Here is a 23,906-nt window from a genome sequence, read left to right on the forward strand (position 1 = left end):
TCTGCAATCGCGCCTTTAAGGTTCGGTTTGAACAAGTTCACCTAAGCCCATGGGCAACCGACGAAGAGAATGAGCGGTGAGAGCACAACCAATACCGGGAAAGCATTGTCCGATGGGGAAACCTGACGCATCCATACCCCGGTGCATCTCACGCAGTCAGCTTCGACAAAAATGAGGATTGGCATTCGGATCGCCTTCGATTCTGCAATTGCGGTTTTGGCCCACGTCTTGGGTTGTCCCTGCCCTGGTCACAGCACCTCTCATACTTTTTAAAAAGTGACGATGTTGGAGGGTGCCTGGCGATGGCATTTTTTGCAATCCAATGTCCCCAACAAAAAAAGGGACCGCCCGAAGGCGGCCCCTCAATCTCATGCAACGTGCCGAGTGGCTTACATCATGCCGCCCATGCCGCCCATGTCGGGCATGCCGCCACCAGCGCCAGCGCCCTCTTTGGCAGGCTTGTCGGCGACCATGGCTTCAGTAGTGATCAGCAGACCCGCGATTGAGGCTGCGTCTTCCAGAGCTGTGCGCACAACTTTGGCCGGGTCAATCACGCCGAACTTGAACATGTCACCATATTCCTCGGTTTGCGCATTGAAGCCGAACGAGTCGTCGCTGGATTCGCGGATCTTGCCCGCAACGACGGAGCCGTCCACACCAGAGTTCTCGGCGATCTGACGCAGAGGTGCTTCAAGTGCCTTGCGCACGATTGCGATACCGTTGTTCTGGTCGCTGTTGGCACCTTCGACGCCTTCAAGCTTCTTGGCGGCTTGAACCAGAGCCACCCCACCGCCAACAACGATGCCTTCTTGCACGGCCGCACGGGTCGCGTTCAGGGCGTCATCGACACGGTCTTTGCGCTCTTTCACTTCGACCTCGGTCATGCCGCCCACGCGGATAACAGCCACGCCGCCTGCGAGTTTCGCAACACGCTCTTGCAGCTTTTCACGGTCGTAGTCAGACGTGGTTTCTTCGATCTGGCCACGGATCTGGGATACCCGGGCTTCGATTTCGGCTTTCTCGCCAGCACCGTCGACAACGGTTGTCTCGTCCTTGGTGATCTGCACTTTCTTGGCCGAGCCGAGCATATCCATTGTGACATTCTCAAGCTTCATGCCCAGATCTTCGGAGATGACCTGACCACCTGTCAGGATCGCGATGTCCTGCAGCATGGCTTTGCGGCGGTCGCCGAAACCAGGGGCCTTGACAGCAGCGATTTTCAGGCCGCCGCGAAGTTTGTTGACCACGAGGGTTGCCAGCGCTTCGCCTTCCACGTCTTCCGCAATGATCAGCAGAGGCTTTTGCGACTGAATGACCGACTCAAGGAGTGGCACCATCGGCTGCAGCGACGAGAGTTTCTTCTCGTGCAGCAGGATCATGCAGTCTTCGAGTTCTGCTGTCATCTTGTCAGCGTTGGTCACGAAGTATGGTGACAGGTAGCCACGGTCAAACTGCATACCTTCGACAACATCGGTCTCGGTTTCCAGACCTTTGTTTTCCTCAACAGTGATGACACCTTCGTTGCCAACCTTTTGCATCGCACCAGCAATTTGCTGACCGATTTCAGCTTCACCGTTGGCCGAGATGGTGCCGACTTGCGAGACTTCTTCGCTGTCTTTGACTTCGCGAGATGCGTTTTTGATCGACTCAACCACTTTCGACGTGGCCAGGTCGATGCCGCGCTTAAGGTCCATCGGGTTCATGCCCGCGGCCACGGCTTTCATGCCTTCTTTAACGATGGCTTGCGCCAGAACAGTCGCAGTTGTCGTGCCGTCACCGGCTTCGTCATTGGTGCGGCTGGCGACTTCTTTCACCATTTGCGCGCCCATGTTCTCGAACTTGTCTTCCAGCTCGATTTCCTTGGCAACCGACACACCGTCTTTGGTGATGCGCGGTGCGCCGAAGGATTTGTCCAGAACCACGTTGCGGCCTTTGGGGCCGAGGGTCACTTTGACCGCATCGGCCAGAATGTTGACGCCGCGCAGCATTTTGTTGCGGGCATCTGTATCAAATTTCACGTCCTTGGCAGACATATGAGTCTCTCCTGACTGGTCTTTAAGAATGTTGTTGCGAAGCGATTAGGCCTGAACGCCCAGGATGTCGCTTTCTTTCATGATCAACAGCTCTTCGCCGTCGATGGTGATCTCGGTGCCCGACCATTTGCCGAACAGGATGCGATCGCCGGCTTTGACAGCCATATCGATCAGTTCACCGTTGTCCTTGCGCGCGCCGTCGCCACAGGCAACAACTTCGCCTTCACTTGGTTTTTCCTTGGCGCTGTCTGGAATGATCAGACCACCAGAGGTTTTCTCTTCGCTCTCAACGCGACGCACAAGCACGCGGTCATGTAGCGGTTTAAATGCCATCTTCTTTGGCTCCTTGGCTCAAAGTTACTCCCTTTAGGTCTCATGACCTCGTTAGCACTCACCTCAGATGAGTGCCAACGGCGCATAGCTAAGGATCAATTCTTTCCGAGTCAACATCTCAGCCAGGAATTTTTTGCGCCCTTAGATTGCGGTATTCGATCCAAGCGCATAGGTTAACAAAACCATAAAAACAAAGGATAAAGCGATGCGGCGCTTTTGGGCAATTTTGGCTTTTGTCTTTGGGGTTTTACCGATCACAGCCCTGGCGCAGGATGTCTGCGGCGGTGAGGACCTGATCGACCTGATGCCATCGCAAGAGCGTCAGGCCCTGCTGGATGACGTCGCGCGAGAACCTTACGCCGAGGGGCTTTTATGGCGCGCCACCAAGGGCGATATAGTGATCGAGTTCTTTGGCACTTACCATTTCCGCCATGCCCAGACCGATGCACATCTGGAGCGGCTGAAACCCATGATTGAGGCCGCCGATACGGTCTATCTGGAAATATCCAACGCGGATCAGAGCAAGATGGAACGCGAAATGGCCAGCGATCCGGCGCTGATGTTCATCACCGAAGGGCCGACATTGGTGGACCTTTTGGGTGAGGAAGACTGGAAAGCCTTTTCCGAGGCCATGCGCGAGCGCAACATTCCCGGCTTCATGGCAGCCAAGTTCAAGCCCTTTTGGGCCACGATGATGCTAGGCATCGGCCCGTGCGAGGCGCGCTCCGGCGCACTTGAGGATCGCGGCATCGACGTTCTGGTGGGCGAATACGCAGAAGCTCAAGGGACAGGCAGCCAATCACTGGACGACTTTGTTGCCCTTCTGAAGATGCTCGATGAGGACCCGCTTGAACAGCAACTCAACCTTATCCGCCTTACGCTGGCCTGGCCTGGGAATGTCGATGACATGTCCTACACCATCCGCGAACGGTATCTGGCCGAAGAGATCGGCCTTACATGGGCCTTCTCCAAAGCGGTATCGCTCAAATATGGCGGCCCCACCGCCGAGGCGGACTTTGCCCGATTCACCGAGCTTCTGCTCGAAGACCGCAACCGCAAATGGGTCGACACACTTGTGGCCAATACCATGCCCGGCGAACAGGTGTTCGTCGCCTTTGGAGCCGGCCACTTGCCCGGAGAGATCGGTGTCCTATGGATGCTAGAGCAGGAAGGCTTTGCCATCGAGCGGCTGGAGATGTGAAGCCAGGTTGGGTGGGCGTTAGATAGTTGGTCAAAGCGTTCGACCAAAAACCTGGACCACAGCTTTTGGACGAACGCAGTGCGATATATGAGGTGCCTAACCCCCGGTTTCAGCGCCACTTGTTCGAATTTTCTTTAACCAGGTTTGTGAGACAGGTGGCCGCAGTTCGTTTGCGGGAGAGAAAACAGAAATTTTCGGAAATTGGGACGTGCCCGTGCAGCGAACGTCACTCAACCAAAACCAAGCCTTTGAACCGTTCCAGCGCCACCTCGCGAGCCGCCGCGGCGATCCGTGCCACCACCTGACGGTGGGCCGCGCGCTTGCGCCATACCACTCCGATGGAACGCGTGAACAGGTCGTTGCGAAAAGAAAGGATGGCCACGTCTCTGCTATCGGGTGCCACTTCCGAACGCACGTATAGTGCTGGCAGAAAACTCATACCCATATTGAGCACCGTCATCTGGCGGAGCGCATCCAGGCTCGTGCCTTCATATTCTTGGCGCACATGCGCCCCCACTTCTTCGCAAAGCGATACAATCTGATTGTGCAGCACATAAGACCGCGACAATGTCAGTATGTCCTGCCCCGCCAAATCTGCACCACGCACCTGCGTCTGCTGCGCAAGCGGATGATCCTGCGCCACGGCCAGCTTGAGAGGTTCGCGGAACAAACGCTCCACCTGCAAATCCCCGGATTGCACGGGAAGCTGGGTGAGGATGATGTCATGCACCCCAGCCACCAGTTCCTCCTGCAGCACCACTGGGGCGGCATCCCGGATGATCACTTTGAGAGTTGGATAAGCCTGTCGCAATCGGCGCGTCAGATAGGGCAAAAAATACGGCCCCAATGTTGGGGTTGAACCAAGCCGGATCGTGCCACCCACCCCTTCACGCGCGTCGCGCGCCAGAACGTGCATGGCATCAACATCATCCAGCACCTTGCGCGCCAGCGACAGCACTTCGCGCCCGCCCGGTGTCAGAACAGCCCCCCGACGACCGCGCTCAACCAGATCAAGCCCAAGCGCCGCCTCCAGATTGACAATCTGCTGGCTGAGCGATGGCTGGCTGATCCCTGATCGCTCCGCTGCTTTTCTGTAATGTCCGGTCTCTGCCAGCGCTGCAAAATAGCGCAACTGTCGCAATGTCACCTGCTCCAACATGAAACTGCACCCTTTCCTTGGCCTGCCTCACCATTAGATAGGTTTTTCAAATCAAAATTTCAGGTTCAATAGGATTTTTTGTGATTATTGCGCACCCATATGATCCTCAGTGTATTACTCCAACAGGACAGAGGTCCCAACTCAGATGAGAAAAGTCTCACCCAAGTCTCTCCAGACCCGCATAGACACGTTACGTCGCCGTCACCGCGAACTGGATGACCGCATTTCCACTGCGCAATCTCACAAGGCGCCGGATTTCACTCAGATCAAACAGCTCAAACAGGAAAAACTGGGCCTGCGCGACGCCATCCGCATGACCCAGAGCCTTTTGGCGCGCCTGCATGCGAAGAAAACCAAGCACTGCTGGCAAACGCAATTCCACTCGGGGTAGCGCGGCGCGCCCACTCACAGGAACTCCTGTCGTATCGGGTCCAAGCAGGGGAGATGCGGACCTGACACGCTGCACCGCGGCGGCGGTGCCAAGAGGTTCGGATCCGGGGTATCGGGCCTGGATCCGAACTTCCTCTTGCAAATGACACTTGGCGGACCCGCTTGCCTGACTGTCGCATTCCGCCTTTCGCTCACATAACGGGCCATGCTATTCCCGGGCCAAACAGTGTCCCGAGGATCGCCCTCATGTCGAACGAAATCCGCCTTGCTTTTGAGCACCCGTCTGCCCGTGCCGATGCCACAGCGCCCGACGGCCCACTGGATCGCATTTCCGTGCGCGATCACGTGGTTGAGGTTGAGATTGGCGCGTTTCAGGCCGAACGCGGCATCACGCAACGTGTGTCTTTCAACGTGGTGGTCGAAGTGCGCCCGTTGGATGTTGCCATTGACGACGATGTGGATCGCATCCTCAGCTATGACCGCGTGACCGAGGCCATTGCCGCCGAACTGGCGGCCGAGCGCCTGAACCTGCTGGAAACTCTCGCCGAGCGTATTGCCGAACGCATCCTGCTGGAACCCCAGGCCGTGCGCACCTTTGTGCGGATCGAAAAGCTGGATCGTGGTCCCGGCGCTTTAGGTGTTGAGATCGTACGCTCAGTCGCCGATCTGGCCACCAAACCGGTGGGCCACCTTCCCGACATCACACCGCATCCGCATGTGGTCTATCTCTCAAATCAGGCCATTCGCTCGCCCAACCTCGCCCGCTGGCTGGATCAGCTGGAAGCCCGCGCGGAACCTGTGATCCTCTGCGTGGGCCATGCCGAAGTGCCCAGTCCCAAAACCGGTCACAAGATGACCCAGCGGCGCGTGGACCTCCTGGCGCTGGAGCAAAACGCCTGGATGCTGGCCGGGCGGGATGATCGCTGCGTCGTGGTCAACACTCGAACCGAGCTCGACTGGGCGATGAAGAATGATCAGATCAGCGTCTGGGCCCCGTCCAAGATCGTGCTGGATGCTGTCGACGGCCCCAAGACCGGCCCCGATGATCCGGTTGCCCTCGCGGCTTGGTTTGCCGGGCATATGGACGCCTCTGACCTGCTCTTGATCGGAGAGGCCCCGCCCGAACGCTCCCCCGTGCCGGTTCTGGTGCAGGATATCGCGCAATCCGGGTTATGACTCCGAAGACCAAGCCGATGCGCTACTACCGCCCTCTGCCCCAATGTGATCACGCACGCCCCAAAACAGCCCTGCCATTGGCCGGGGGCTGGTGCTGGTTTGATGCGGTTGAGGTCATCAGCCGGGAAGACCCGTCACACACCATACAGGCCTATGACTTGCCGCGCGATGTTGCCAAGCGCCTCAGCGCGCCGCGCCTGCCCATCGCCGGGCTGGGCTTTGATGCCCCGCGCCTCATGGGCATCCTCAACGTTACACCAGACAGCTTTTCCGACGGGGGTAAACACAATGATCGGGACGCGGCCCTCAGTCATGCACGAGAGATGATCCGTCATGGGGCTGACATCATTGATATCGGCGGTGAATCCACTCGCCCAGGCGCCAAAGAAGTTTCCTTAGACGAGGAAATCCGCCGCACAGCCCCAGTGATCGAGGCCCTGCGCTCGGAAAGCAGAATTCCAATTTCAATCGACACACGCAAAACCGAGGTGGCGCGCGCGGCACATGCTGCTGGCGCATCTCTTGTGAATGACGTGGCAGGGTTCACTTTTGATGCGAACCTTGCGCCTTTTTGTGCTGAGGCTGACCTGCCCGTGTGCGTGATGCATGCCCAGGGCACACCCGACATCATGCAAAAGGATCCGCGCTACGACAATGTGGCGCTGGATGTCTATGACTACCTGAACGCCCGTATCGAGACGCTGATGGCGATTGGCATCCCACGGACGCACATCATTGTGGACCCTGGCATCGGGTTTGGAAAAACACTGGAACACAACCTCACATTGCTGCAAAACCTGTCACTTTTTCACGGCTTGGGCTGCCCCATCCTGCTGGGTGCGTCGCGCAAGCGGTTCATCGGCACCATCGGTGGTACGGAAGATGCAGGATCCCGCCAGGCCGGTTCATTGGCCGTTACATTGGCCGGCGTCGCACAGGGCATCCAGCTTCACCGCGTGCATGATGTCACCGAAACCGCCGAGGCTCTTAGGCTGTGGACAGCGACCACCCGGGTGATTTGAGTATTTCAGGAACGATGAAAGCTGTTTCACTGTTCTGAAAATACTCAATCACATCGCTCAAAAAGCTTAGCTGCGGCCGGAAAAGAGGCGCCTCAGCGCGCCAAGCTGACTAAGAGCTACACCCGCCAGGATCAGTGTTAACCCCAGATACAGGCTGGGCGGCAGGGCTTCATTGAGAATGACCGCCCCGAAGATCACCGACCATATGGGCACTTGATAATTTACCAGGCTCATGAAAACCGGACCTGCCTCTCGGATCACCTGTACGAGCAAAATCTGCGCCAGGCCCGTGGGCAGGAGACCGAGGTAGATCAGCGCCCAAAAGCTCACGCCTTGCGGCATCTCGGGCCAGCCCTCCGTTGCAATCGCATAAGGCGTGAAGAGCAGAGCCGCGACCAGCAAGACCGCCGCGGCCAGCGCCAGCCGGTTCACCTCCGGACAAAGCCGAGTGAAGATCGACCCAACCGCATAGCACGCCGCAGCACCAACACAGGCCAGCTTGGCCAGGGACTCAAATTCCGCGCCAGTGGAGGCGAACGCTGCTGGCCCGATGAGCACGATGACCCCAATGGTTCCGGTGGCAAAACCCACCAATCGGCGCAGGCTCATGGACTCACCGGGGACAAAGATATGCGCCAGCGGCAGAATAAAGAGCGGCACCACCGCCATGCACACCCCGGCAAAGCCCGAAGCAACCACCTGCTGTCCCCAACTGAGCAAGGCAAAGGGCACCGCATTCGAGAAAACGCCCATGGCAAAAATGAAGGCCCAAAGCTTGCCTGCGCCCGCGCCGGTCACGCGTGGCAGCCCTGCGCCAAGAGCTGTTGTCAGAACAAGCAGACACGCCGCGCCCAGGGACAGCCGCACCGCCACCAGCGTCAAAGGCCCCACGCCCTCCAGCGCAAGGGTGACAAACATGAAAGACGCCCCCCAGATCATGCCAAGCGCGATCAGGCGCAGCCAGTTGGCGGCAGAAATCCCGGTCATTCTAAAAACACCACAGCCAGCAAGACAAAGATCACCGTCCAAAGGACAGCGGGATCCCGAAGAAAACTCCAATTTTGTTTTGGGACCATGCCCGAAAATTTTGACGGCGGCTCCATAACTCCGACCCGCCATCTGGTGTGGACCTTGGCAAAGCCGGACCTGGCGAAAAAGTCTTCTCTGGTGTCCCCCAGATTCCAGACAGTCGCATCAAGATTGTGAGCTTCGAATTCTTCTGCAAGCGACTTGCCCCAGTTCAAAAGGGCCTGTCCCACCCCTTTCTTGCGAAATTCCGGCCGAACGTGGATATCGAAAATCTCAAACCCACCTCCGGTATTGGCGGAATCCGCCATGACGACATACCCCGCAAATACCCCGTCCACTTCGGCGACCTGCACAAGTCGCGCCTCATCGACCTTGGTCTGCGCGTCGATGCAATTCGCAATATATGGCTCATAGAACGCGTCAAATGAATCTTCGCTGAAAGCAAACGGCATCTGTCCGCGATGACGCTCAAATGTTTCGCGACACCCTTCAAGGATCATCGCAAGATCATCGCGGGTCGCGGGACGCAGCTTTATCTCAGGGGTATCTTGCACAATAATCCTTCAGACCAAAAAAGGGCGCCCCTGATGTCGGACGCCCTTCCCGACCCATGTCTCTGTCAGATCAGTTCTTTTCCTGATCCACAAGCTTGCCCGCCGAGATCCAGGGCATCATGGCGCGAAGCTTTTCGCCCACTTCCTCGATCTGGTGTGCGTCGTTCATGCGGCGCGTGCCTTTGAAGAAGGGCTGGCCGACCTGGTTTTCCTGCATGAAGTCCCGGACGAATTTACCGGTTTGAATATCCGTCAGGATCGCCTTCATCTCTTTCTTGGTTTTCTCATAAGGCAGCACACGCGGGCCGGAGACGTATTCGCCATATTCCGCCGTGTTGGAGATCGAGTAGTTCATGTTGGCAATGCCGCCTTCGTAGATCAGGTCCACGATCAGCTTCACCTCATGCAGGCACTCAAAATACGCCATCTCCGGCGCATAGCCCGCCTCGACCAGCGTCTCAAAGCCCATGCGGATCAATTCAACCAAGCCGCCACAAAGAACCGCCTGTTCGCCGAAAAGGTCAGTTTCACATTCTTCGCGGAAGTTGGTCTCGATGATGCCCGAACGACCACCGCCGATGGCCGAGCAATAGCTGAGGCCGATTTCCAGCGCTTTGCCGGAGGCGTCATTGTCTACCGCCACAAGACAGGGCACGCCGCCGCCTTTGACATACTCGCCGCGTACCGTGTGACCGGGACCTTTGGGGGCCATCATGATCACGTCGACGCCGGGCTTCGGCTCGATAAGGCCGAAATGCACGTTGAGGCCATGGGCAAAGGCCATGGCAGCGCCTTCGCGGATGTTTTCATGGACATATTTCTTATAAGTCTCTGCCTGAAGCTCATCGGGCATGGTGAACATGATCAGATCACACCAGGCTGCCGCCTCGGCGATACCCATGACCTTAAGACCTTCGCCTTCGGCTTTCTTGGCGCTGGCTGAACCTTCGCGCAGCGCAACGACAAGGTTCTTCGCCCCGCTGTCGCGCAGGTTGAGCGCATGGGCGTGTCCCTGAGAGCCGTAGCCCAGAATGGCAACTTTCTTGTCTTTGATGAGGTTAATGTCGCAATCGCGGTCGTAGTATACGCGCATGGTTTCACATCCTTCCGGTTTCTATCTGAGGCAGGTGATACCGGATGTTTCGCGCGTGAAACAGTTTTAGACTCTGTTAATTCGATCCCAGTACTGATAATTCAATTCTGTATTTATGTATTTATTGGAGTTTTAATGCACAAAGACAAAGATCGCCGGATTCTGCGCTACCTGCAATCTGACTCCACGCTCAGCCCGGCTGAACTGGCAGAGCGCTGCGCCATCAGCCCGCAAAGTGCTGCGCGCAGGATCACGCGGCTGGAGGAGTTAGGGATCATCAAAGGCGTGACCGCGCAAATCGATTGGCAGCGCCTGGGGTATACTGTGGAAGTCTCGCTGCGCTTCACGCTCGACAAAACCCATGCCCGTGCTTTTGACGAATTTCTGGAAGCCGCCCGCCAAGTGCCAGAAGTGCTCGAATGCCAGACGTTTCTGGGTCGGGTTGATCTGCGCCTCTCGGTGATCGCCCGCGACATGGCGCATTATCAGGAAATTTACCGCGACCGCATCCTCACCCTGCCCCATATCGCAGAGATCGAGGCGCTGATGCATGTGGCGCGGATTAAATCCGATGAAAGCCTGCCGATATGATTGAGCTGGATGATCTGGATCGCAAACTGCTGGGCGCGTTGGCGCGGGATGCGCGGGTAAGCACCGGGGCCTTGGCCCGTCGCTATGACGCCTCGCAACCTGTGGTCTGGCGGCGGATCAAGCGGCTGCGCGAGGCCGGTGTCCTGGCCGGACGCAAACTGGAATTGGACGCCGCGAAGCTAGGCTTTGGCGTAACTGTGTTTCTGGGCGTAAAACTGGCCACCAAGGGCCGCGTTAGCCTGCAGGATTTCGAGACCTCCGTCAGCGCCATTCCGGAGGTGCAAACCGTGGAACATGTTCTGGGCATGTATGACTACCGCCTCCGGGTGGTGGCGCGCGATATCTCTGACTTTGAACGCGTTTTGCGGCGGCGTATCATGACCCTGCCGGGTGTCGGGGATGTAGAGGCAAATGTGCTTCTGAGTGAAGAAAAGCGGCCCGGACCTATTGGGTAAAACACAAGCGCATTAGACATACGAAAACAACATGACCCGCAAAACGCAAAAACCGATCAAAGCCAAGCTTGCGCCGGACCATCCACTCTTTGAGGTCATTGAGCAGGCATATACGGTGTTTCGGTACCCTAGACCCACTGATACCGGGGTGTGCCAGGGCTGTTGCATGTATCCTGAGATAGAGAAAGACTTCTTTAACCCGCCGATCCGGGAACTGCCCCTGCATTACCTGAACGACTGGTTTTTTGCAGCTTGTGATCCGCCTTTGTCCAAGTCGCTTTGGGGGTATTTTTTGCCCCGTATCCTTGAGGTTCTGGCTTGCGGAGAGGACGTGGCTTTCGTCGGCTTGGAAGTTAGCCTGAGCCGTTTTCCTACCGGTGACAAAACGCAATGGTCAAAGGCCGAATGGGCCGCGCTTGACAACTTCCAGCGCCAGTATCTTGCACACTTCGCCGAAGGGTCCGAAACAGGGGACTATCTGGACGATGTGCTATGCATGTTCGGGCAAGCGGATTGGCCAATGGACGATCTCTTCCAGCAGGTTTGGGAAATGCCAGATGAGGTGCTGGCGTTGCGTCTTTGGAGAGACTGGTGCGTTGGCAAGGCCGCAATTTTGGTGACCGCCTTTTGGGACAAAGGGCGCAATACCAATGCTTTCAATTTCTACACGTCGCGCAAACTTTACGAGCGGATGGAACGCCTTGCCTTGAATGATACCACCCCAGGCGATCTTGCAGAGAAGGCTCTGGCAGTCGCCAGCGTGATTCAAGACAGTGCGTATTGGGCGCACAAATAGACTTGCCGCCAACCAGTCGAAAAGCCGCATCTCTTTGACGGGAATACGCGATGCACATATGGCGTGGGCATGATATGTTTCCGCTAACGTCTTCCTCGCAAATCGCTCTGGAGCCCAACAATGAACGCCCTTCTCCCCGACATCGATCCCGATGGCCTTCTGGAATATTCGGTTGTCTTCACGGACCGCTCTCTGAACCATATGAGTCAATCCTTTCAGAAGGTTATGAATGATATCTCATCTATGCTGAAAGAGGTTTATAACGCCGATGGCGTAGCCCTCATTCCCGGTGGCGGCACCTATGGGATGGAGGCGGTGGCCCGGCAATTTGGTACCGATGCGCATGCGCTCATCGTGCGCAATGGCTGGTTCTCTTTCCGCTGGACGCAGATCTTTGATGCGGGTCAGTTCACCTCAGACACGACCGTGTGCATGGCGCGGCAGACGGGCAATGGGGCCACGGCCCCCTTCGCTCCTGCGCCCATCGAAGAGGTCACCGCCAAAATCCGTGAGGCCAAGCCAGACGCAGTCTTTGCCCCGCATGTGGAGACAAGCGCAGGCATTATCCTGCCCGATGACTATATCGCCGAACTGGCCAAGTCCGCGCATGAGGTGGGCGCATTGATGATCCTCGATTGCATCGCTTCGGGCTGTGCCTGGGTCGATATGAAGGCCACTGGGGTTGATGTTCTGATCTCCGCCCCACAAAAGGGCTGGTCGGCCTCGCCCTCTGCCGGGTTGGTGATGATGTCAGAGCGCGCGCTGGAGCGGCTGGAGAGCACGACTTCCAACAGCTTTGCAATTGATCTCAAGAAGTGGCATTCGATCATGGCAGCCTATGAGAACGGCGGGCATGCCTATCACGCCACGATGCCCACCGATGCCCTGCGCGGATTTCGCGATACCATGCTGGAAACCAAGGAATTTGGCTTTGAAAAGCTGCGTGAGGCGCAATGGGAGCTAGGCAATGGCGTGCGCGCGATGTTGGCCGACAAAGGTGTGACCTCTGTTGCCGCCGAAGGGTTTGGCGCGCCGGGTGTGGTGGTCAGCTATACCGGCGACCCGGACATCCAGAATGGCAAGAAGTTCAGCGCCGAAGGCATGCAAATCGCAGCGGGCGTACCGTTGCAATGCAATGAGCCTGAGGGGTTTCGTACCTTCCGTCTGGGGCTTTTTGGTCTGGATAAGCTTTATGACGTGGATGCTGCAAAAGCGCGCCTGCAAGAGGTGATTGACAAGGTGCTCTAGCGCACTCCCAATCCCATTTGCATAAGCGTCTTGCGCACCGGGGCCATTGCGTAAAGCGCATTCAGCCCTGCGGCGCGCGCATCGCGCAACACCGGCGTTTGCACCATAGAAGCCCGGTTGAGCACATCAATTCCTTTCACGCGCGCGGTGACCTCCAGATGGCGGCGCTCGTGATAGGCCTCAAGCATGTCTGCATCACCCAAGCGATCGGGCTGCGCCTGTGCCAAGTCCAAAAGCGCCCGAATATCGCCAAGGCTCATATTCAGCCCCTGCGCCCCGATGGGCGGCACCACATGTGCCGCCTCCGCCACAAGCGCCACACGTTCGGCGCACATGCGCTCTGCCAACTGGCTGATGATGGGCCAAACCGTGCGCCGCGAGGCCAGTGTCAGCGGGCCAAAGAGATGACAGGACCGCGCGCTCATCTCCGCTTCAAATTCCGGGACATCCAATGCGGCCAGTCGGGTCACCTCGGCCGAGCGCTCCATCCAGACGATGGCCGACGAGGGCCGCCCCTCATAGTCGGGCAAAGGCACAAGCGTGAACGGCCCGCCGGTGCGATGGATTTCGGTCGAGATATTGTCATGCGGAATGGCGTGCGTGACGGCAAAGGCCAGCGCCTTTTGCCCATAGCGCGTTGTGTGCGCCTTGATGCCCGCGGCCTCACGCATCGGCGAGCCGCGCCCATCTGCGGCGACGACGAGACGGCAAGTACTGCGTGTCCCGTCAGACAACGTCACACGGGCCTCGCTTTCGCGTGTGAACAGTGCCTTTGCCGACGTGCCTGGCAGGAATGTTACATTTGGCAATGTCTCAAGATGCGCCACCATCTCTCGGCGCAAGAGCCAGTTGGGCAGGTTCCAGCCAAAGGGCTTGTCAGAAATATCCCACGCGTTGAAATCCTTGACGATGCGCGGTTCCGGCTCTGCTCCACCCGCATCAACTATCCGCATGACCTGCAAAGGGGCCGCGTGATCCTCAAGCCGCGCCCACAGCCCAGCCTCCGCTAAAAGGGCCTGCGCGGGCTGCAGTATGGCGGTCGTTCGCAGGTCTGCGCCTTCTGCGTCTCGTTCCATGATCGGAGGTGCCGGATCTACGCAGACAACATCAAACCCTCCATGCCCCAGCACAGCCGCTGCTGAAAGTCCGGCAACACCGCCGCCCGACACAAGGATATCGCAGTTAAATTGGCTCAAATCGGCTCTCCTCACCGGCAACCTAAAGCGTTTCGCGATGAACCTGAATCACAGATTAGCGCGAAACGCAGCGCGACACTCGATTGTTGCACGCGTTTCGCCTTTTGCTGATGTCTCAGGTCAATGTCGAAACGCTTTAGTGCGATTTGAGGGCCAAAGCCAATGCGACGCTTCATCCCCAGGCTATGTAAATCAAAGCCGCGAACATGACCGGCACCATGGCCACAGCGGGAATATACAGTCCGGGCAAACCCCAGATAACCACGGCTGTCGCCCAGGCAGCCACAAGAACCGCTACTGTCAAGATTGTCATTGCCACTTCGGTGGCCTCGCTCCGCTCCAGGCGGCTTTGCGTATGGGTAAGCTGTGAGGTGTCTGTCGCAGTCATATCTCTCTCCTGTCGCGTTCGCTAGGGTACGAGATATGTCCGCTTTTTCAAAGCAAAAGGCGCATTTCGCCGCAGCGCGGCAGGCTGTCACAGAAGGCGCGCAAGAAACCCGGAAAGATCATCGGTATGATGATGCACGTGATCCAATTCCTGACGTTCAGGCGCGACATGAACCGTGCGCAGCCCCATCGCATGCGGCTCCGCCAGATTACGTGCTTCGTCTTCAAACATCGCCGCACGCGTCGGCTCTAACCCATCTTGTGCAAAGACCTTGTCGAACGCCTTACGATCCGGTTTGGGGTAAAAATCGGCATGCTCAACGCCGTAGATCGCATCAAACAGTCCCGAAAGACCACGCGCCTCGACCACGCGCGTCGCATAGGGAGCACAGCCATTGGTGTAGACAATCTTGCGCCCCGGCAGATCCCGGATGCGCGCGGCCAGATCTACGTCTGCCTCCAGCGCATCAAAATTGATGTCATGCACATCCTCAAGATAGGGCAAGGGATCAAGGTCATGTTCGCGCATCAGACCCGCCAGCGTAGTGCCATGCTGATGCCAGTAGAGATTGCGCAGCCGGTCCGCCTCTGCCCGGTCCACGCCAAGCTCGGTCATGACATATTGGGTCATGCGGACTTCGATCTGGTCAAAGAGACGCACGGATGGGGGATAAAGCGTGTTGTCGAGATCAAAGACCCATGTCTCAACATGCTCAAAATGCTGCTTTGGCATCCCTTATGCCCCTCATCTGCTTGGACCTTGGCCCAACTATTTTCCACATCCGCGCCTCTGGGCTTGAAACACCCATTGCGCCACGGATAGTCTGACACATCGACCATACCTAACGACAGAGAGCGCGATGACCATAGCCACGCCGCAAAAAGATGCCTACACGCTTGTTTTGGAGGCGATTGACACCGGGATATACAAGCCCGGCGACCGCTTGGTGGAAAGCGATCTCGCCGAGAGGTTCGGTGTATCACGCACGCCCATTCGCGAGGCGCTGCAACGGCTTGAGACGCAATCCCTGCTGACGCGCGACGGGCGCAGCCTGATTGTGTCGTCGCTGGACCACAACCAACTGGCCGAGCTTTATGTGGTGCGGGCCGAGTTGGAAGGGTTGGCCGCCAATCTGGCCGCACGTCACGCGACACCCGAAGAGGTGCGCGTGCTGCGCGATATGGTGACCGATGATCACAAGCTAATTGAGGACCCAAGTGCAATGGCCAAGGCCAACCGGCGCTTTCACAAGCAGATTCACTTGTCTTCACACAACCGGTTCTTGGTGCAGCAACTGGACTTGGTCCATAGGTCCATGGCGCTCATGGCGACCACATCCCTTGCGGCGGTGGGCCGTCCGCTTGATGCACTGGCCGAACATGATGCGATTGTCACGGCCATCGAAAACAGCGATGGGGCCGCTGCCGGAGAGGCTCTGCGTGCGCATATCTCGAAGGCTTTCGTCACGCGGCTGAAGCTTGATTCAGGTGAGATCGAGACCTTTGGCTGACGCGGGTTTGCGCGCTGTTGAAATATGGTTGAGTGACAGCCCGTGCTGTGTCTTGTCCCAAAAAAACGGCTTTAAAACCAATTCGTAAAGCGCCTTGTAGGCGGCAATCGCGCCCAAAGGCCAGTAAAGGTGCAACGTGGGGACCCACGGCAGAAGATGCCTGTGCTTGGGTTTGGACACTGCCGCAAGGCCGATACAGATATTGACAGCCTCAATCATCAGGAACAACAAGCCAACCGTCATCAATGCAGAGCGCGACACCAGTGGGTCGAGCGGATGCGGCAGGCCCAGCAGCACAAGCCAGAAGGACCAAAGAAACGGCGCGAGCAAAGGTTGCGACAGAGAAGTGATAAAATGCGCCTGAAACCCCCAGAATTTGCGCGCGCCCAGTTGCCGGTACAGCAAATCGGGCTGACGCATATGCACCAGATAGGTCGTCATGTACCCCTTGAGCCAACGCGAGCGTTGCTTGACCCAGGCCCATGGGCGGCAATTGGCCTCTTCCTCGGTCACTGTCACAAGCATTTCTGTACGATAGCCATGCCGCGCGAGGCGAAAGCCCAGATCGGCATCCTCGGTCACATTATGGGCGTCCCATCCGCCCAGTTTTTCCAGAACATTGCGCCGAAAATAAAGCGTCGTGCCGCCCAGCGGAATCGCCAGCCCCAATCGTGCCACGCCGGGCAGGATCATGCGAAACCAGGCTGCGTATTCGATGGTGAAACACCGCGCGAGCCAGTTTTGCCGCGCATTGTAGTAATCCAGAATGCCCTGAAGACAGGCGACATCCTTTGGGGCGGCGTCAAACCTGCGCACAACGCGCATGATCTGATCCGGGTCAGGCGCATCTTCGGCATCCAGAACGCCGATGATCTCACCTTCACAAAAATCGAGCGCATAGTTCATCGCGCGCGGCTTGGTTCGGGGGCGCCCATCCGGCACCACAACCACCTTGATCCAGGGCGGCAGATTGGTTTTCGCAAGGGTTTTGCTGGTCAACCCGTCCTCTTCTTCAAGCACCAGAACCACATCCAAAAGCGATTTGGGATAACTGAGCCGCTTGAGGCGCGCAATCAGCACGTGGGCCACTTCGGTTTCACGAAAAAGAGGAACAAGAACAGAGACTTTCGGCAGTCTTTTGATGTCAAAAACATCAGACAGGACACTTTGTTTCATCGGCGACATGGCGCGAGCAGAAAAGGCCAATGCCTTAAAACAGGCCGAAACAATCAGCGTGATCGCCGCAATAGCAGCAAGGCCGGAGAATACCATTTGGGGATACAGCACACTCAGGCTCAGCACGCCGCAAAGAAAAACCGCAAAAAGACTGACCCGCTTCCTGCGCGTATTGGCCCAGGTCCGGCAGCTTTCTGCGGCGGGTGTGCGTGCGGCGGCCGCTTGAACCAATGCGGATTTGTGCAAGGCTCCAATGCGCTGCGTCACCATATCTCGGTTGGCCAGAACCATTTTCGCATCCTGCAAGGAGGCGGGCAAAAAGGGCCGCGCGCGGTGTAGATCATCAGGGGGTGCACATATTACAGCCGCGGTATCATCTCGATCCCGCACAGGCAAAACCGCATGTTTCAGCAGCACTTGCGCCGGAATGCCCACCGGGATCGGACGCAGCTCTTCCAGTTCGATGCGTGATATGGCCCGGCATCCGTGAAGCTGTGCTCGCAACTCGGTCATAACCTGCGCTGAGAGACCCCCTTCCGCCACCAGCACCTGGTGCAAGGGTTGCCCGCAAAGCGCCTGAAGCTTTCGGGCATCTGCCAGGTCTTCGGCACTCAAACGTCCGGATTGAACCAATAGCTGTTCCAGAGCAGCATCCGCGACACTTTGAGAGGCCACCTGCTCGTCCGAAGACGGCGGAGTCTGCAACTCGGTCATCGCCATATGATCGTCCCTTGCCCAATGCATCACGGGCAAGGTGCGTCAAACATGGTTAAGATGACGTGAAGATTTGTTTAACCCAAAATGACGATCCGGGCGTGATCACCCTGCCATGGAGGCCGCGAAGCGTTCAAAGAGGTAAAAACTGTCCTGCGGACCTGGGCTGGCTTCGGGGTGGTGTTGAACCGAGAACACCGGGCGATCTTTCATCCGAATGCCGCAATTCGAGCCGTCAAAGAGCGATACATGCGTCTCTTCTACGCCGCTGGGCAGGGTTTGCCCATCCACGGCAAACCCGTGGTTCATCGAGGTGATTTCCACCTTGCCGGTCTCAATTTCTTTCACCGGATGATTGGCCCCATGATGCCCGTGGTTCATCTTGATCGTCTTGGCCCCAAGCGCCAGCGCCAGCATCTGGTGGCCCAGGCAGATACCAAAGACCGGAATGTCCTTTTCCAGCACCCCTTGGATCATCGGCACGGCGTATTCCCCAGTTGCGGCAGGATCGCCCGGACCGTTTGACAGAAACACACCATCAGGTTCGTGCGCCAAAACCTCTTCTGCCGTTGCGGTCGCCGGAAGCACAGTGACCTCACAGCCCGCAGAGGCCAAACAGCGCAGGATATTGCGCTTGGCACCATAATCCACCGCGACGACCTTGTGCTTGGCGTTTGTCTGGCGCGTATACCCTTCGGGCCAGGCCCAGCGCATTTCGTCCCAGCGATAGGACTGCGCACAGGTGACTGTCTTGGCCAGGTCCATGCCCTCTAAGCCGGCGAACGCGCGAGCCTCGGCGACCAGCGCCTCTGCATCGAATTTCCCTGCCGGGTCATGCGCCAGCGCCACATGCGGCGCGCCTTGTTGACGGATCGCCCGGGTCAGACGCCGCGTGTCCACGCCACCAATCGCGACCCGGCCCCGCCGCGCCAGCCAGTCGCCCAGACGTTCTGTTGCACGCCAATTTGACGGCTCGGTTGGGTCCCATTTGACGACCATACCTGCGGCCACCGGATCAGCGGTTTCGTCATCGTCGGGATTCACGCCAACATTACCGATATGCGGAAAGGTGAATGTCACGATTTGTCCCGCATAGCTTGGATCGGTCATGATCTCCTGATACCCGGTCATAGCAGTGTTAAAGCACAGTTCTGCCGACACTTCCTTTGCCGCGCCAAACCCTTTTCCGTAAAACAATGACCCATCTGCAAGCGCCAGACATGCGGTTGGGTGGGCATCAGCAGCAGAGGCCATGTGCAGAATCTCCAAATGCGCAAATTGGCGCGAACCTAAGGTTCACACTGCGCAGGGTCAAGGCCGTTCCCGTTGAACAGAAACGTCGCGTCACGTCATACATCGACCCCTGCAAAACAAGGGATTTACGCAATCTTCTAGCGGTTGCGCCCTTGAGCGGTTTGGGCTAAGCATCATGTCTTGTGACATGGCACGGAGATGCATGAACAATGGGTTTGCGCAAACGCGTGGGCGATACGCTCAAACAGGCAATGAAGGACAAAGACGCCACACGCCTGGGAACTTTGCGGCTGATCAACGCTGCGATCAAAGATCAGGACATCGCGCAACGTGGCAGCGATAGCGACACCGGCGAAGGCGTCGGCGACGCGGAAATCCTGGCCATTCTTGGCAAAATGACCAAGCAACGCATGGAAAGCGCACGCGCCTATGAAGAAGGCGGACGGCTTGATCTTGCTGAAACCGAACGCGCCGAGATCAGCGTGATCGAGGAGTTCCTGCCGCGCCAACTCGACGAAGCCGAAGTTAGCGACGCGATTAAGGCCGCCATCAATGCCACCGGCGCGGAGTCAATCCGGGACATGGGCAAGGTCATGGGACACCTCAAGGACCAGTATACCGGCCAGATGGATTTCGGAGCCGTAGGTCCGAAAGTGAAGGACAAGCTCTGCGCGGGGGCGTGAATCCAAGGCGGTTGTGAAAGATTGATCCGCCTGTGGGATTGCCTGTTTTCGGGACAAAGTTGCCGTTCGACGATTGGTGGTGTCATCTGTAAAACCATGTTGCGGTTCAAAAACTGGTTGAAAACTGCGCGGTTGAATGACCGCCAAAATGCCTGAGTTTCACCATCTGGATTGCAATTTGTTTTCCGACACGGTTTCGCATGAGGCCAAGCAAGCAGAAACGTCACATAGGGAAGCTGCTCAAGATCAGGCTTGATCATTGTGAGGTCGTCGCTTTGTGCATCTGGCACACTGACGAACTCGGATACCTATTGAAGTGGTTTGAAAAAGACATTTGCATCGAAACCTTGAATCCAGTTCAAGACGAGCCGTTTATGTACGCCTTTGTTCCTCTGGATCAGGCAATGCGACGCGGGGTGGTGTCTCTGATCAAGCGATTGGATGATTTTGAGGCCTACCGCCCACTTATGCGTGGTGGAGGCGGTCAAAAGCCCGGTGGCGGGCACTTGCCATGGTACTTGGAGTACAATGGCGTTTACGAAAGAGTCAGTGCACATGACCCACGGTTGCCGTCACTAAGTGACACTGGATTAGCAGGACTTGGGTTTATAGATTTTTTGTACCTTCACAACCGGACGCCTGAAGTTCAATTTGCCATATTGAGTGGTGTTGGTCGTCTTCCAATGCAATAGCGGAGAAGACATCGCAAAGGCGATTGCTGTCTTACAAGTCCGCTTCGGGCTCTAACCCGCCATCCGCCACCCTAAAGCGGCCCCACCACCGGATCCGGCTCCACCATCCGCTTCAACGCCTCGGCGATCTCACCATAAAGCGCCTTGCGCTCATCCTCAGACAGAAACGCCCCGATCTCGACCTCACGTCCCTTCCCTTTCAGCGTCACGTAATGCGGCACTGGCCCACCCGTGGGATGCATATGCACTTTGGTCCAGTAACTCTGGCTTTCCCAATCCTGAACAGGCCCGCGTGCATTGGTGCGCCGCAGATGCACCTCCTCGCGCCCGATGGTTAGCTCCTCGCCCATCGCCGCATCACGGTAGGATCGCTGCAGCGCATACCACACCCCCCAGACCGCCAGCACCAGAAAGGGCAACAGCCCCCAGAGCGTGGCGGTGCCCAAAAGCGGGAAAAGCGGCATAGTGAACATCACACAGGTGATCAGAATAAACACGGCAAACCCCCAGCGCGGCAGCGACCGGTGCGGCCAAAGACGCAGGCATTCCACGTCGCCATGTGCTGTCTCAGATAAGGTCCATTGATACGGCATGGGCGGAGTTTAACGCGACCATCCAAAAGGAAAAGCGCGACATTTGGCGCGCCCTCAAACCTCCAGCCAAATCGTCACAGGGCCGTCATTCACAAGGCTCACCTGCATATCCGCGCCGAACTCTCCGGTTTCCACCGGCACGCCTTCCGCCGCCAGCGCCTCTGCAAATAGCTCATAAAGTCGCCGTCCGTCCTCGGGTGCCGCAGCGCCGGAATACCCGGGCCGGGTGCCGCGCGTTGTGTCTGCGGCCAATGTAAACTGGCTCACCACCAAAGCGCTGCCGCCCACATCGCTCACCGACAGGTTCATTTTGCCTGCCTGATCTCTAAAGACCCGCAACTTGGCCACTTTGGCCGCCAGCGCCTGTGCCTGCGCATCCTCATCGCCGCGCATGGCACAGACCAACACCAAAAGCCCCGCTCCGGTCTGGCCAATAACCTGTCCCTCAACACGAACCTGTGCCTCGCTCACCCGTTGGATCAAGGCCCGCATAGCCTCCCCCTCACATCAGCTTCTTTCTTGTCAAAAATACCCAAACATCACCGTCGCCGACGCTGCACCTTGCGGGGTTTCTGCGACGCAGCCTGCGCCTTTTCATCCTCAAGCCCCAGTTGATCCCGCAAAACCCTAGGTCGGATCTCAAGCACCTCACCAGGTTTCAACTGCCCCAGTTGAAACGGCCCGTAACTGAGGCGGATCAACCGGTTAACCTGTAACCCGACAGCCTCCATCGCACGGCGAACCTCACGGTTTTTGCCTTCGCGGATCGCCACTGTGACCCAGGCGTTAGCGCCTTGCTGACGATCGAGGGCCACTTGCATCGGCTGAAAGCGTTCTCCATCGACCATCAGCCCGTCGCGCAAGGGCGCAAAGGTCTCGTCTTTGGGACGGCCCTTGAGCCGCACCTTGTATTTGCGCACCCAGCCGGTAGAGGGCAGTTCCAGCTTGCGCTTGATCCCGCCATCATTGGTCAACAGCAGCAAGCCCTCGGAATTAAGGTCCAGCCGCCCGACGCTCATCACCCGCGGCAAATCCTCTGGAAGTGCATCGAAAATCGTCTCGCGCCCCTGCTCATCACGCGTGGTTGTCACCAACCCGGTGGGCTTGTGATAAAGCCACAGCCGCGGTGGTTCCGGCGCATCAAGCGGGCGGCCATCCACCTCAACTTTGTCCTTGGGTGTCACGTTGAGCGCGGCACGGTCAATCACTTTGCCATTGACCTTCACCCGCCCGGCCTCGATCAGGCGCTCGGCCTCTCGCCGGCTGGCAAGGCCAGCGCGGGCAATCACCTTGGCGATACGATCACCGGGGGGTGTTTTGGGAGGGGGTGTCTGGCTCATCCCTTGCCCTTAGCGCATCATCGCCTCTTGCGAAAGCACCCAGGCTTGGGCCATCTGGTCCAATGACATTTACAAGCCATATGGACATCGCCCTTGAAGAAGCCCGTGCTGCGGCTGCGCGCGGCGAGGTGCCTGTTGGGGCCGTTGTTGCGGATCCCAAGGGGCGCATCGTGGCACAGGCGGGCAACAGAATCCGTGAATTGAGCGATCCGACAGCCCATGCTGAAATCCTGGCACTGCGCGCGGCCTGTGCTGCGGCAAAGTCCGAGCGCCTGCCGGGTTATACACTGACTGTCACGCTGGAACCCTGCGCAATGTGCGCCATGGCGATGACCCATGCGCGCATTTCCCGGCTTTACTATGGCGCATCAGACCCAAAATCAGGCGGGGTAGACCATGGCGCACGTGTCTTCACGCATTCACAGACACACCACATGCCCGAGGTTTTCGACGGGATCGCGGCAGAAGAGGCAGAACATCTGCTGAAAGCCTTCTTTGCGACCCGTCGCTGAGCCAAAAGCTTTCAAAAAGCTTTTGCCAAGTCTTTTCAGAAAAGACTTGGCTCCGTTTAGATCTCAATCGCCTGCATCACCTTAGGCTCAATGACATCCAACCCGGGCAAGGCATTTTTCAGAACATCCGCCGATTGCTCAAGAATCGGGAAAGTCTTGTAATGACACGGGATCACCGTCTTGAAACTGAAAAACGTCTTGGCGGCATAAGCTGCGCGGCGCATATCCATGGTGAAATGCCCGCCGGCGCACAGAATGCCGATATCCGGCGTGTGCAGATCGTTCCACACGCCCATATCCGCCGTCACATCCGTATCACCCGACAAATAGATCACATGCCCCTCACCCGCGATCATATAGCCGCATTCCGTGCCGGGCACATGTGGCCCATTCGGACCGCCAAAGCTTGAGGAATGCAGCGCATTGACCATGGTCACCGCGACATCGCCCAGCTGCACCGTGCCGCCTTTGTTAAAGCCCACGGTCGCCACGCCCTGGCTTTCCTCCCACCAGGACATCAGATCGTACTGGCCAACCACCGGGATATCCAAACGCTTGGCCAGATCCGGTAAATCCGCCGCATGATCAAAATGCGCATGAGTCAAAAGGATATGTGTGGCCCCCGCCACCGCTGCCTCATGACTGTCCTCCGGCAACACCGGATTGCCAGTCAGCCAGGGATCAATGAGCAAAACCTCCCCTGCAATTTCGATGCGAAAGCTGCCATGGCCAAGCCAGATGATTTTCATGAGAACCCTCCTATGATTA

General features: G+C 57.6%; 27 protein-coding genes. 12 read left to right on the top strand and 15 right to left on the bottom strand.

Translation table 11 applies throughout. From position 1 onward, the window contains the following. Positions 1–389: 389 nt before the first annotated feature. Positions 390–2,033: a chaperonin GroEL gene (gene groL / locus RZ517_RS12900; RefSeq protein ID WP_338548606.1), complete on the bottom strand. Its 1,644-nt coding sequence runs from the start codon at positions 2,031–2,033 to the stop codon at positions 390–392. A gap of 45 nt (positions 2,034–2,078) precedes the next feature. Next, a complete protein-coding gene (groES, locus tag RZ517_RS12905) occupies positions 2,079–2,366 on the bottom strand; it encodes a co-chaperone GroES (RefSeq protein ID WP_317055748.1) in 288 nt (95 codons plus the stop codon). 205 nt (positions 2,367–2,571) lie between these two features. Here groES and RZ517_RS12910 point away from each other — a divergent pair, with 205 nt between their 5' ends. Further along, entirely contained in the window at positions 2,572–3,567 is a 996-nt protein-coding gene (locus RZ517_RS12910) for a TraB/GumN family protein (protein ID WP_338548607.1), read from the top strand. Between the two features lie 226 nt (positions 3,568–3,793). Here the strand turns inward: RZ517_RS12910 and RZ517_RS12915 are convergent, their stop codons facing one another. Next, positions 3,794–4,726, bottom strand: a complete 933-nt coding sequence (locus tag RZ517_RS12915) for a hydrogen peroxide-inducible genes activator (protein WP_338548608.1) — start codon at positions 4,724–4,726, stop codon at positions 3,794–3,796. Between the two features lie 145 nt (positions 4,727–4,871). On the opposite strand from RZ517_RS12915, the gene RZ517_RS12920 reads away from it, so the two are divergent. From RZ517_RS12920 to folP, 3 genes are all read left to right on the top strand, one after another. Next, entirely contained in the window at positions 4,872–5,117 is a 246-nt protein-coding gene (locus RZ517_RS12920; protein WP_338548609.1) for a YdcH family protein, read from the top strand. 245 nt (positions 5,118–5,362) lie between these two features. Beyond that, positions 5,363–6,292 carry a dihydroneopterin aldolase gene (locus RZ517_RS12925; RefSeq protein ID WP_338548610.1) on the top strand — a complete coding sequence of 310 codons (930 nt, stop codon included), beginning with the start codon at positions 5,363–5,365 and terminating at the stop codon, positions 6,290–6,292. A 17-nt stretch (positions 6,293–6,309) separates the two neighbouring features. Continuing rightward, a complete protein-coding gene (gene folP, locus RZ517_RS12930) occupies positions 6,310–7,314 on the top strand; it encodes a dihydropteroate synthase (protein WP_338548611.1) in 1,005 nt (334 codons plus the stop codon). Positions 7,315–7,380: 66 nt separating this feature from the next. Here the strand turns inward: folP and RZ517_RS12935 are convergent, their stop codons facing one another. The 3 genes from RZ517_RS12935 to ilvC all read right to left on the bottom strand — a co-directional run bounded on the left by RZ517_RS12935 (position 7,381) and on the right by ilvC (position 9,990). Then, a complete protein-coding gene (locus RZ517_RS12935) occupies positions 7,381–8,301 on the bottom strand; it encodes a DMT family transporter (protein ID WP_338548612.1) in 921 nt (306 codons plus the stop codon). Continuing rightward, on the bottom strand, positions 8,298–8,897 hold the full coding sequence (locus tag RZ517_RS12940; RefSeq protein WP_338548613.1) for a GNAT family N-acetyltransferase: 600 nt from the start codon (positions 8,895–8,897) through the stop codon (positions 8,298–8,300). Before RZ517_RS12940 ends, RZ517_RS12935 begins: the two co-directional genes overlap by 4 nt. A 70-nt stretch (positions 8,898–8,967) precedes the next feature. Further along, entirely contained in the window at positions 8,968–9,990 is a 1,023-nt protein-coding gene (ilvC, locus tag RZ517_RS12945) for a ketol-acid reductoisomerase (protein WP_338548614.1), read from the bottom strand. Positions 9,991–10,125: 135 nt separating this feature from the next. Here ilvC and RZ517_RS12950 point away from each other — a divergent pair, with 135 nt between their 5' ends. From RZ517_RS12950 to RZ517_RS12965, 4 genes are all read left to right on the top strand, one after another. Beyond that, positions 10,126–10,581 carry an Lrp/AsnC family transcriptional regulator gene (locus RZ517_RS12950; RefSeq protein WP_338548615.1) on the top strand — a complete coding sequence of 152 codons (456 nt, stop codon included), beginning with the start codon at positions 10,126–10,128 and terminating at the stop codon, positions 10,579–10,581. Beyond that, complete coding sequence (locus RZ517_RS12955; protein WP_338548616.1) at positions 10,578–11,036, top strand: Lrp/AsnC family transcriptional regulator; 459 nt, start codon at positions 10,578–10,580, stop codon at positions 11,034–11,036. Before RZ517_RS12950 ends, RZ517_RS12955 begins: the two co-directional genes overlap by 4 nt. 31 nt (positions 11,037–11,067) lie before the next feature. Further along, positions 11,068–11,832: a hypothetical protein gene (locus RZ517_RS12960; protein ID WP_338548617.1), complete on the top strand. Its 765-nt coding sequence runs from the start codon at positions 11,068–11,070 to the stop codon at positions 11,830–11,832. 120 nt (positions 11,833–11,952) lie between these two features. Then, entirely contained in the window at positions 11,953–13,080 is a 1,128-nt protein-coding gene (locus tag RZ517_RS12965) for an aminotransferase class V-fold PLP-dependent enzyme (protein WP_338548618.1), read from the top strand. Here RZ517_RS12965 and RZ517_RS12970 read toward each other — a convergent pair. The 3 genes from RZ517_RS12970 to RZ517_RS12980 form a co-directional block, all read right to left on the bottom strand. Further along, a complete protein-coding gene (locus tag RZ517_RS12970) occupies positions 13,077–14,276 on the bottom strand; it encodes a UbiH/UbiF family hydroxylase (RefSeq protein WP_338548619.1) in 1,200 nt (399 codons plus the stop codon). The genes RZ517_RS12965 and RZ517_RS12970 overlap by 4 nt on opposite strands. Before the next feature lie 172 nt (positions 14,277–14,448). Beyond that, the gene (locus RZ517_RS12975; RefSeq protein ID WP_338548620.1) at positions 14,449–14,664 is read right to left on the bottom strand and encodes a hypothetical protein; all 216 of its coding nucleotides are present in this window, start codon (positions 14,662–14,664) and stop codon (positions 14,449–14,451) included. Between the two features lie 87 nt (positions 14,665–14,751). Then, positions 14,752–15,396 (bottom strand): pyrimidine 5'-nucleotidase, encoded by a 645-nt coding sequence (locus tag RZ517_RS12980; RefSeq protein ID WP_338548621.1) that lies wholly within the window; start codon positions 15,394–15,396, stop codon positions 14,752–14,754. Positions 15,397–15,523: 127 nt separating this feature from the next. On the opposite strand from RZ517_RS12980, the gene RZ517_RS12985 reads away from it, so the two are divergent. Beyond that, positions 15,524–16,174: a GntR family transcriptional regulator gene (locus RZ517_RS12985; RefSeq protein ID WP_338548622.1), complete on the top strand. Its 651-nt coding sequence runs from the start codon at positions 15,524–15,526 to the stop codon at positions 16,172–16,174. On the opposite strand, the gene RZ517_RS12990 is transcribed toward RZ517_RS12985, so the two are convergent. Together RZ517_RS12990 and carA are read right to left on the bottom strand one after the other, a co-directional pair. Continuing rightward, positions 16,148–18,070, bottom strand: coding sequence for a glycosyltransferase (locus RZ517_RS12990; RefSeq protein WP_338548623.1), 1,923 nt, complete (start codon positions 18,068–18,070; stop codon positions 16,148–16,150). The two genes, RZ517_RS12985 and RZ517_RS12990, sit on opposite strands and share 27 nt — an antisense overlap. A 99-nt stretch (positions 18,071–18,169) precedes the next feature. Next, positions 18,170–19,318 (bottom strand): glutamine-hydrolyzing carbamoyl-phosphate synthase small subunit, encoded by a 1,149-nt coding sequence (carA, locus tag RZ517_RS12995; protein WP_338548624.1) that lies wholly within the window; start codon positions 19,316–19,318, stop codon positions 18,170–18,172. 209 nt (positions 19,319–19,527) lie between these two features. Between carA and RZ517_RS13000 the strand changes: the two genes are divergently transcribed. After that, positions 19,528–20,001, top strand: coding sequence for a GatB/YqeY domain-containing protein (locus RZ517_RS13000; protein WP_338548625.1), 474 nt, complete (start codon positions 19,528–19,530; stop codon positions 19,999–20,001). A gap of 311 nt (positions 20,002–20,312) precedes the next feature. Then, the gene (locus RZ517_RS13005) at positions 20,313–20,693 is read left to right on the top strand and encodes a hypothetical protein (RefSeq protein WP_338548626.1); all 381 of its coding nucleotides are present in this window, start codon (positions 20,313–20,315) and stop codon (positions 20,691–20,693) included. Between the two features lie 71 nt (positions 20,694–20,764). Here RZ517_RS13005 and RZ517_RS13010 read toward each other — a convergent pair whose 3' ends face one another. Genes RZ517_RS13010 through RZ517_RS13020 form a run of 3 tightly spaced genes read right to left on the bottom strand, consistent with a single transcriptional unit; the run spans position 20,765 to position 22,626 of the window. Next, a complete protein-coding gene (locus tag RZ517_RS13010; protein WP_338548627.1) occupies positions 20,765–21,286 on the bottom strand; it encodes a DUF2244 domain-containing protein in 522 nt (173 codons plus the stop codon). Between the two features lie 54 nt (positions 21,287–21,340). Continuing rightward, the gene (gene dtd / locus RZ517_RS13015; RefSeq protein WP_338548628.1) at positions 21,341–21,778 is read right to left on the bottom strand and encodes a D-aminoacyl-tRNA deacylase; all 438 of its coding nucleotides are present in this window, start codon (positions 21,776–21,778) and stop codon (positions 21,341–21,343) included. Between the two features lie 47 nt (positions 21,779–21,825). After that, positions 21,826–22,626, bottom strand: a complete 801-nt coding sequence (locus RZ517_RS13020) for a pseudouridine synthase (protein WP_338548629.1) — start codon at positions 22,624–22,626, stop codon at positions 21,826–21,828. Between the two features lie 62 nt (positions 22,627–22,688). Here RZ517_RS13020 and RZ517_RS13025 point away from each other — a divergent pair, with 62 nt between their 5' ends. Next, a complete protein-coding gene (locus RZ517_RS13025) occupies positions 22,689–23,138 on the top strand; it encodes a nucleoside deaminase (RefSeq protein WP_338548630.1) in 450 nt (149 codons plus the stop codon). A 56-nt stretch (positions 23,139–23,194) separates the two neighbouring features. Here the strand turns inward: RZ517_RS13025 and RZ517_RS13030 are convergent, their stop codons facing one another. Beyond that, positions 23,195–23,887 carry a metal-dependent hydrolase gene (locus RZ517_RS13030; RefSeq protein WP_338548631.1) on the bottom strand — a complete coding sequence of 231 codons (693 nt, stop codon included), beginning with the start codon at positions 23,885–23,887 and terminating at the stop codon, positions 23,195–23,197. Positions 23,888–23,906: the final 19 nt, after the last annotated feature.

It is taken from the genome of Roseovarius sp. S88 (genome assembly GCF_037023735.1).
Lineage (GTDB): Bacteria > Pseudomonadota > Alphaproteobacteria > Rhodobacterales > Rhodobacteraceae > Roseovarius > Roseovarius phycicola.

Bases quoted from the DNA above. Each gene is read 5' to 3' on its own strand.
- RZ517_RS13030 (WP_338548631.1), bottom strand. From the start codon at position 23,887: ATGAAAATCATCTGGCTTGGCCATGGCAGCTTTCGCATCGAAATTGCA.
- carA (WP_338548624.1), bottom strand. From the start codon at position 19,318: ATGGCCTCTGCTGCTGATGCCCACCCAACCGCATGTCTGGCGCTTGCA.
- RZ517_RS12910 (WP_338548607.1), top strand. From the start codon at position 2,572: ATGCGGCGCTTTTGGGCAATTTTGGCTTTTGTCTTTGGGGTTTTACCG.
- RZ517_RS12925 (WP_338548610.1), top strand. From the start codon at position 5,363: ATGTCGAACGAAATCCGCCTTGCTTTTGAGCACCCGTCTGCCCGTGCC.
- RZ517_RS12920 (WP_338548609.1), top strand. From the start codon at position 4,872: ATGAGAAAAGTCTCACCCAAGTCTCTCCAGACCCGCATAGACACGTTA.
- groL (WP_338548606.1), bottom strand. From the start codon at position 2,033: ATGTCTGCCAAGGACGTGAAATTTGATACAGATGCCCGCAACAAAATG.
- RZ517_RS12915 (WP_338548608.1), bottom strand. From the start codon at position 4,726: ATGTTGGAGCAGGTGACATTGCGACAGTTGCGCTATTTTGCAGCGCTG.
- RZ517_RS12950 (WP_338548615.1), top strand. From the start codon at position 10,126: ATGCACAAAGACAAAGATCGCCGGATTCTGCGCTACCTGCAATCTGAC.
- RZ517_RS13010 (WP_338548627.1), bottom strand. From the start codon at position 21,286: ATGCCGTATCAATGGACCTTATCTGAGACAGCACATGGCGACGTGGAA.
- RZ517_RS13025 (WP_338548630.1), top strand. From the start codon at position 22,689: ATGACATTTACAAGCCATATGGACATCGCCCTTGAAGAAGCCCGTGCT.
- RZ517_RS12980 (WP_338548621.1), bottom strand. From the start codon at position 15,396: ATGCCAAAGCAGCATTTTGAGCATGTTGAGACATGGGTCTTTGATCTC.
- dtd (WP_338548628.1), bottom strand. From the start codon at position 21,778: ATGCGGGCCTTGATCCAACGGGTGAGCGAGGCACAGGTTCGTGTTGAG.
- RZ517_RS13000 (WP_338548625.1), top strand. From the start codon at position 19,528: ATGGGTTTGCGCAAACGCGTGGGCGATACGCTCAAACAGGCAATGAAG.
- RZ517_RS12935 (WP_338548612.1), bottom strand. From the start codon at position 8,301: ATGACCGGGATTTCTGCCGCCAACTGGCTGCGCCTGATCGCGCTTGGC.
- RZ517_RS12960 (WP_338548617.1), top strand. From the start codon at position 11,068: ATGACCCGCAAAACGCAAAAACCGATCAAAGCCAAGCTTGCGCCGGAC.
- folP (WP_338548611.1), top strand. From the start codon at position 6,310: ATGCGCTACTACCGCCCTCTGCCCCAATGTGATCACGCACGCCCCAAA.
- RZ517_RS12985 (WP_338548622.1), top strand. From the start codon at position 15,524: ATGACCATAGCCACGCCGCAAAAAGATGCCTACACGCTTGTTTTGGAG.
- RZ517_RS12965 (WP_338548618.1), top strand. From the start codon at position 11,953: ATGAACGCCCTTCTCCCCGACATCGATCCCGATGGCCTTCTGGAATAT.
- groES (WP_317055748.1), bottom strand. From the start codon at position 2,366: ATGGCATTTAAACCGCTACATGACCGCGTGCTTGTGCGTCGCGTTGAG.
- RZ517_RS12975 (WP_338548620.1), bottom strand. From the start codon at position 14,664: ATGACTGCGACAGACACCTCACAGCTTACCCATACGCAAAGCCGCCTG.
- RZ517_RS12955 (WP_338548616.1), top strand. From the start codon at position 10,578: ATGATTGAGCTGGATGATCTGGATCGCAAACTGCTGGGCGCGTTGGCG.
- RZ517_RS13020 (WP_338548629.1), bottom strand. From the start codon at position 22,626: ATGAGCCAGACACCCCCTCCCAAAACACCCCCCGGTGATCGTATCGCC.
- RZ517_RS12990 (WP_338548623.1), bottom strand. From the start codon at position 18,070: ATGGCGATGACCGAGTTGCAGACTCCGCCGTCTTCGGACGAGCAGGTG.
- ilvC (WP_338548614.1), bottom strand. From the start codon at position 9,990: ATGCGCGTATACTACGACCGCGATTGCGACATTAACCTCATCAAAGAC.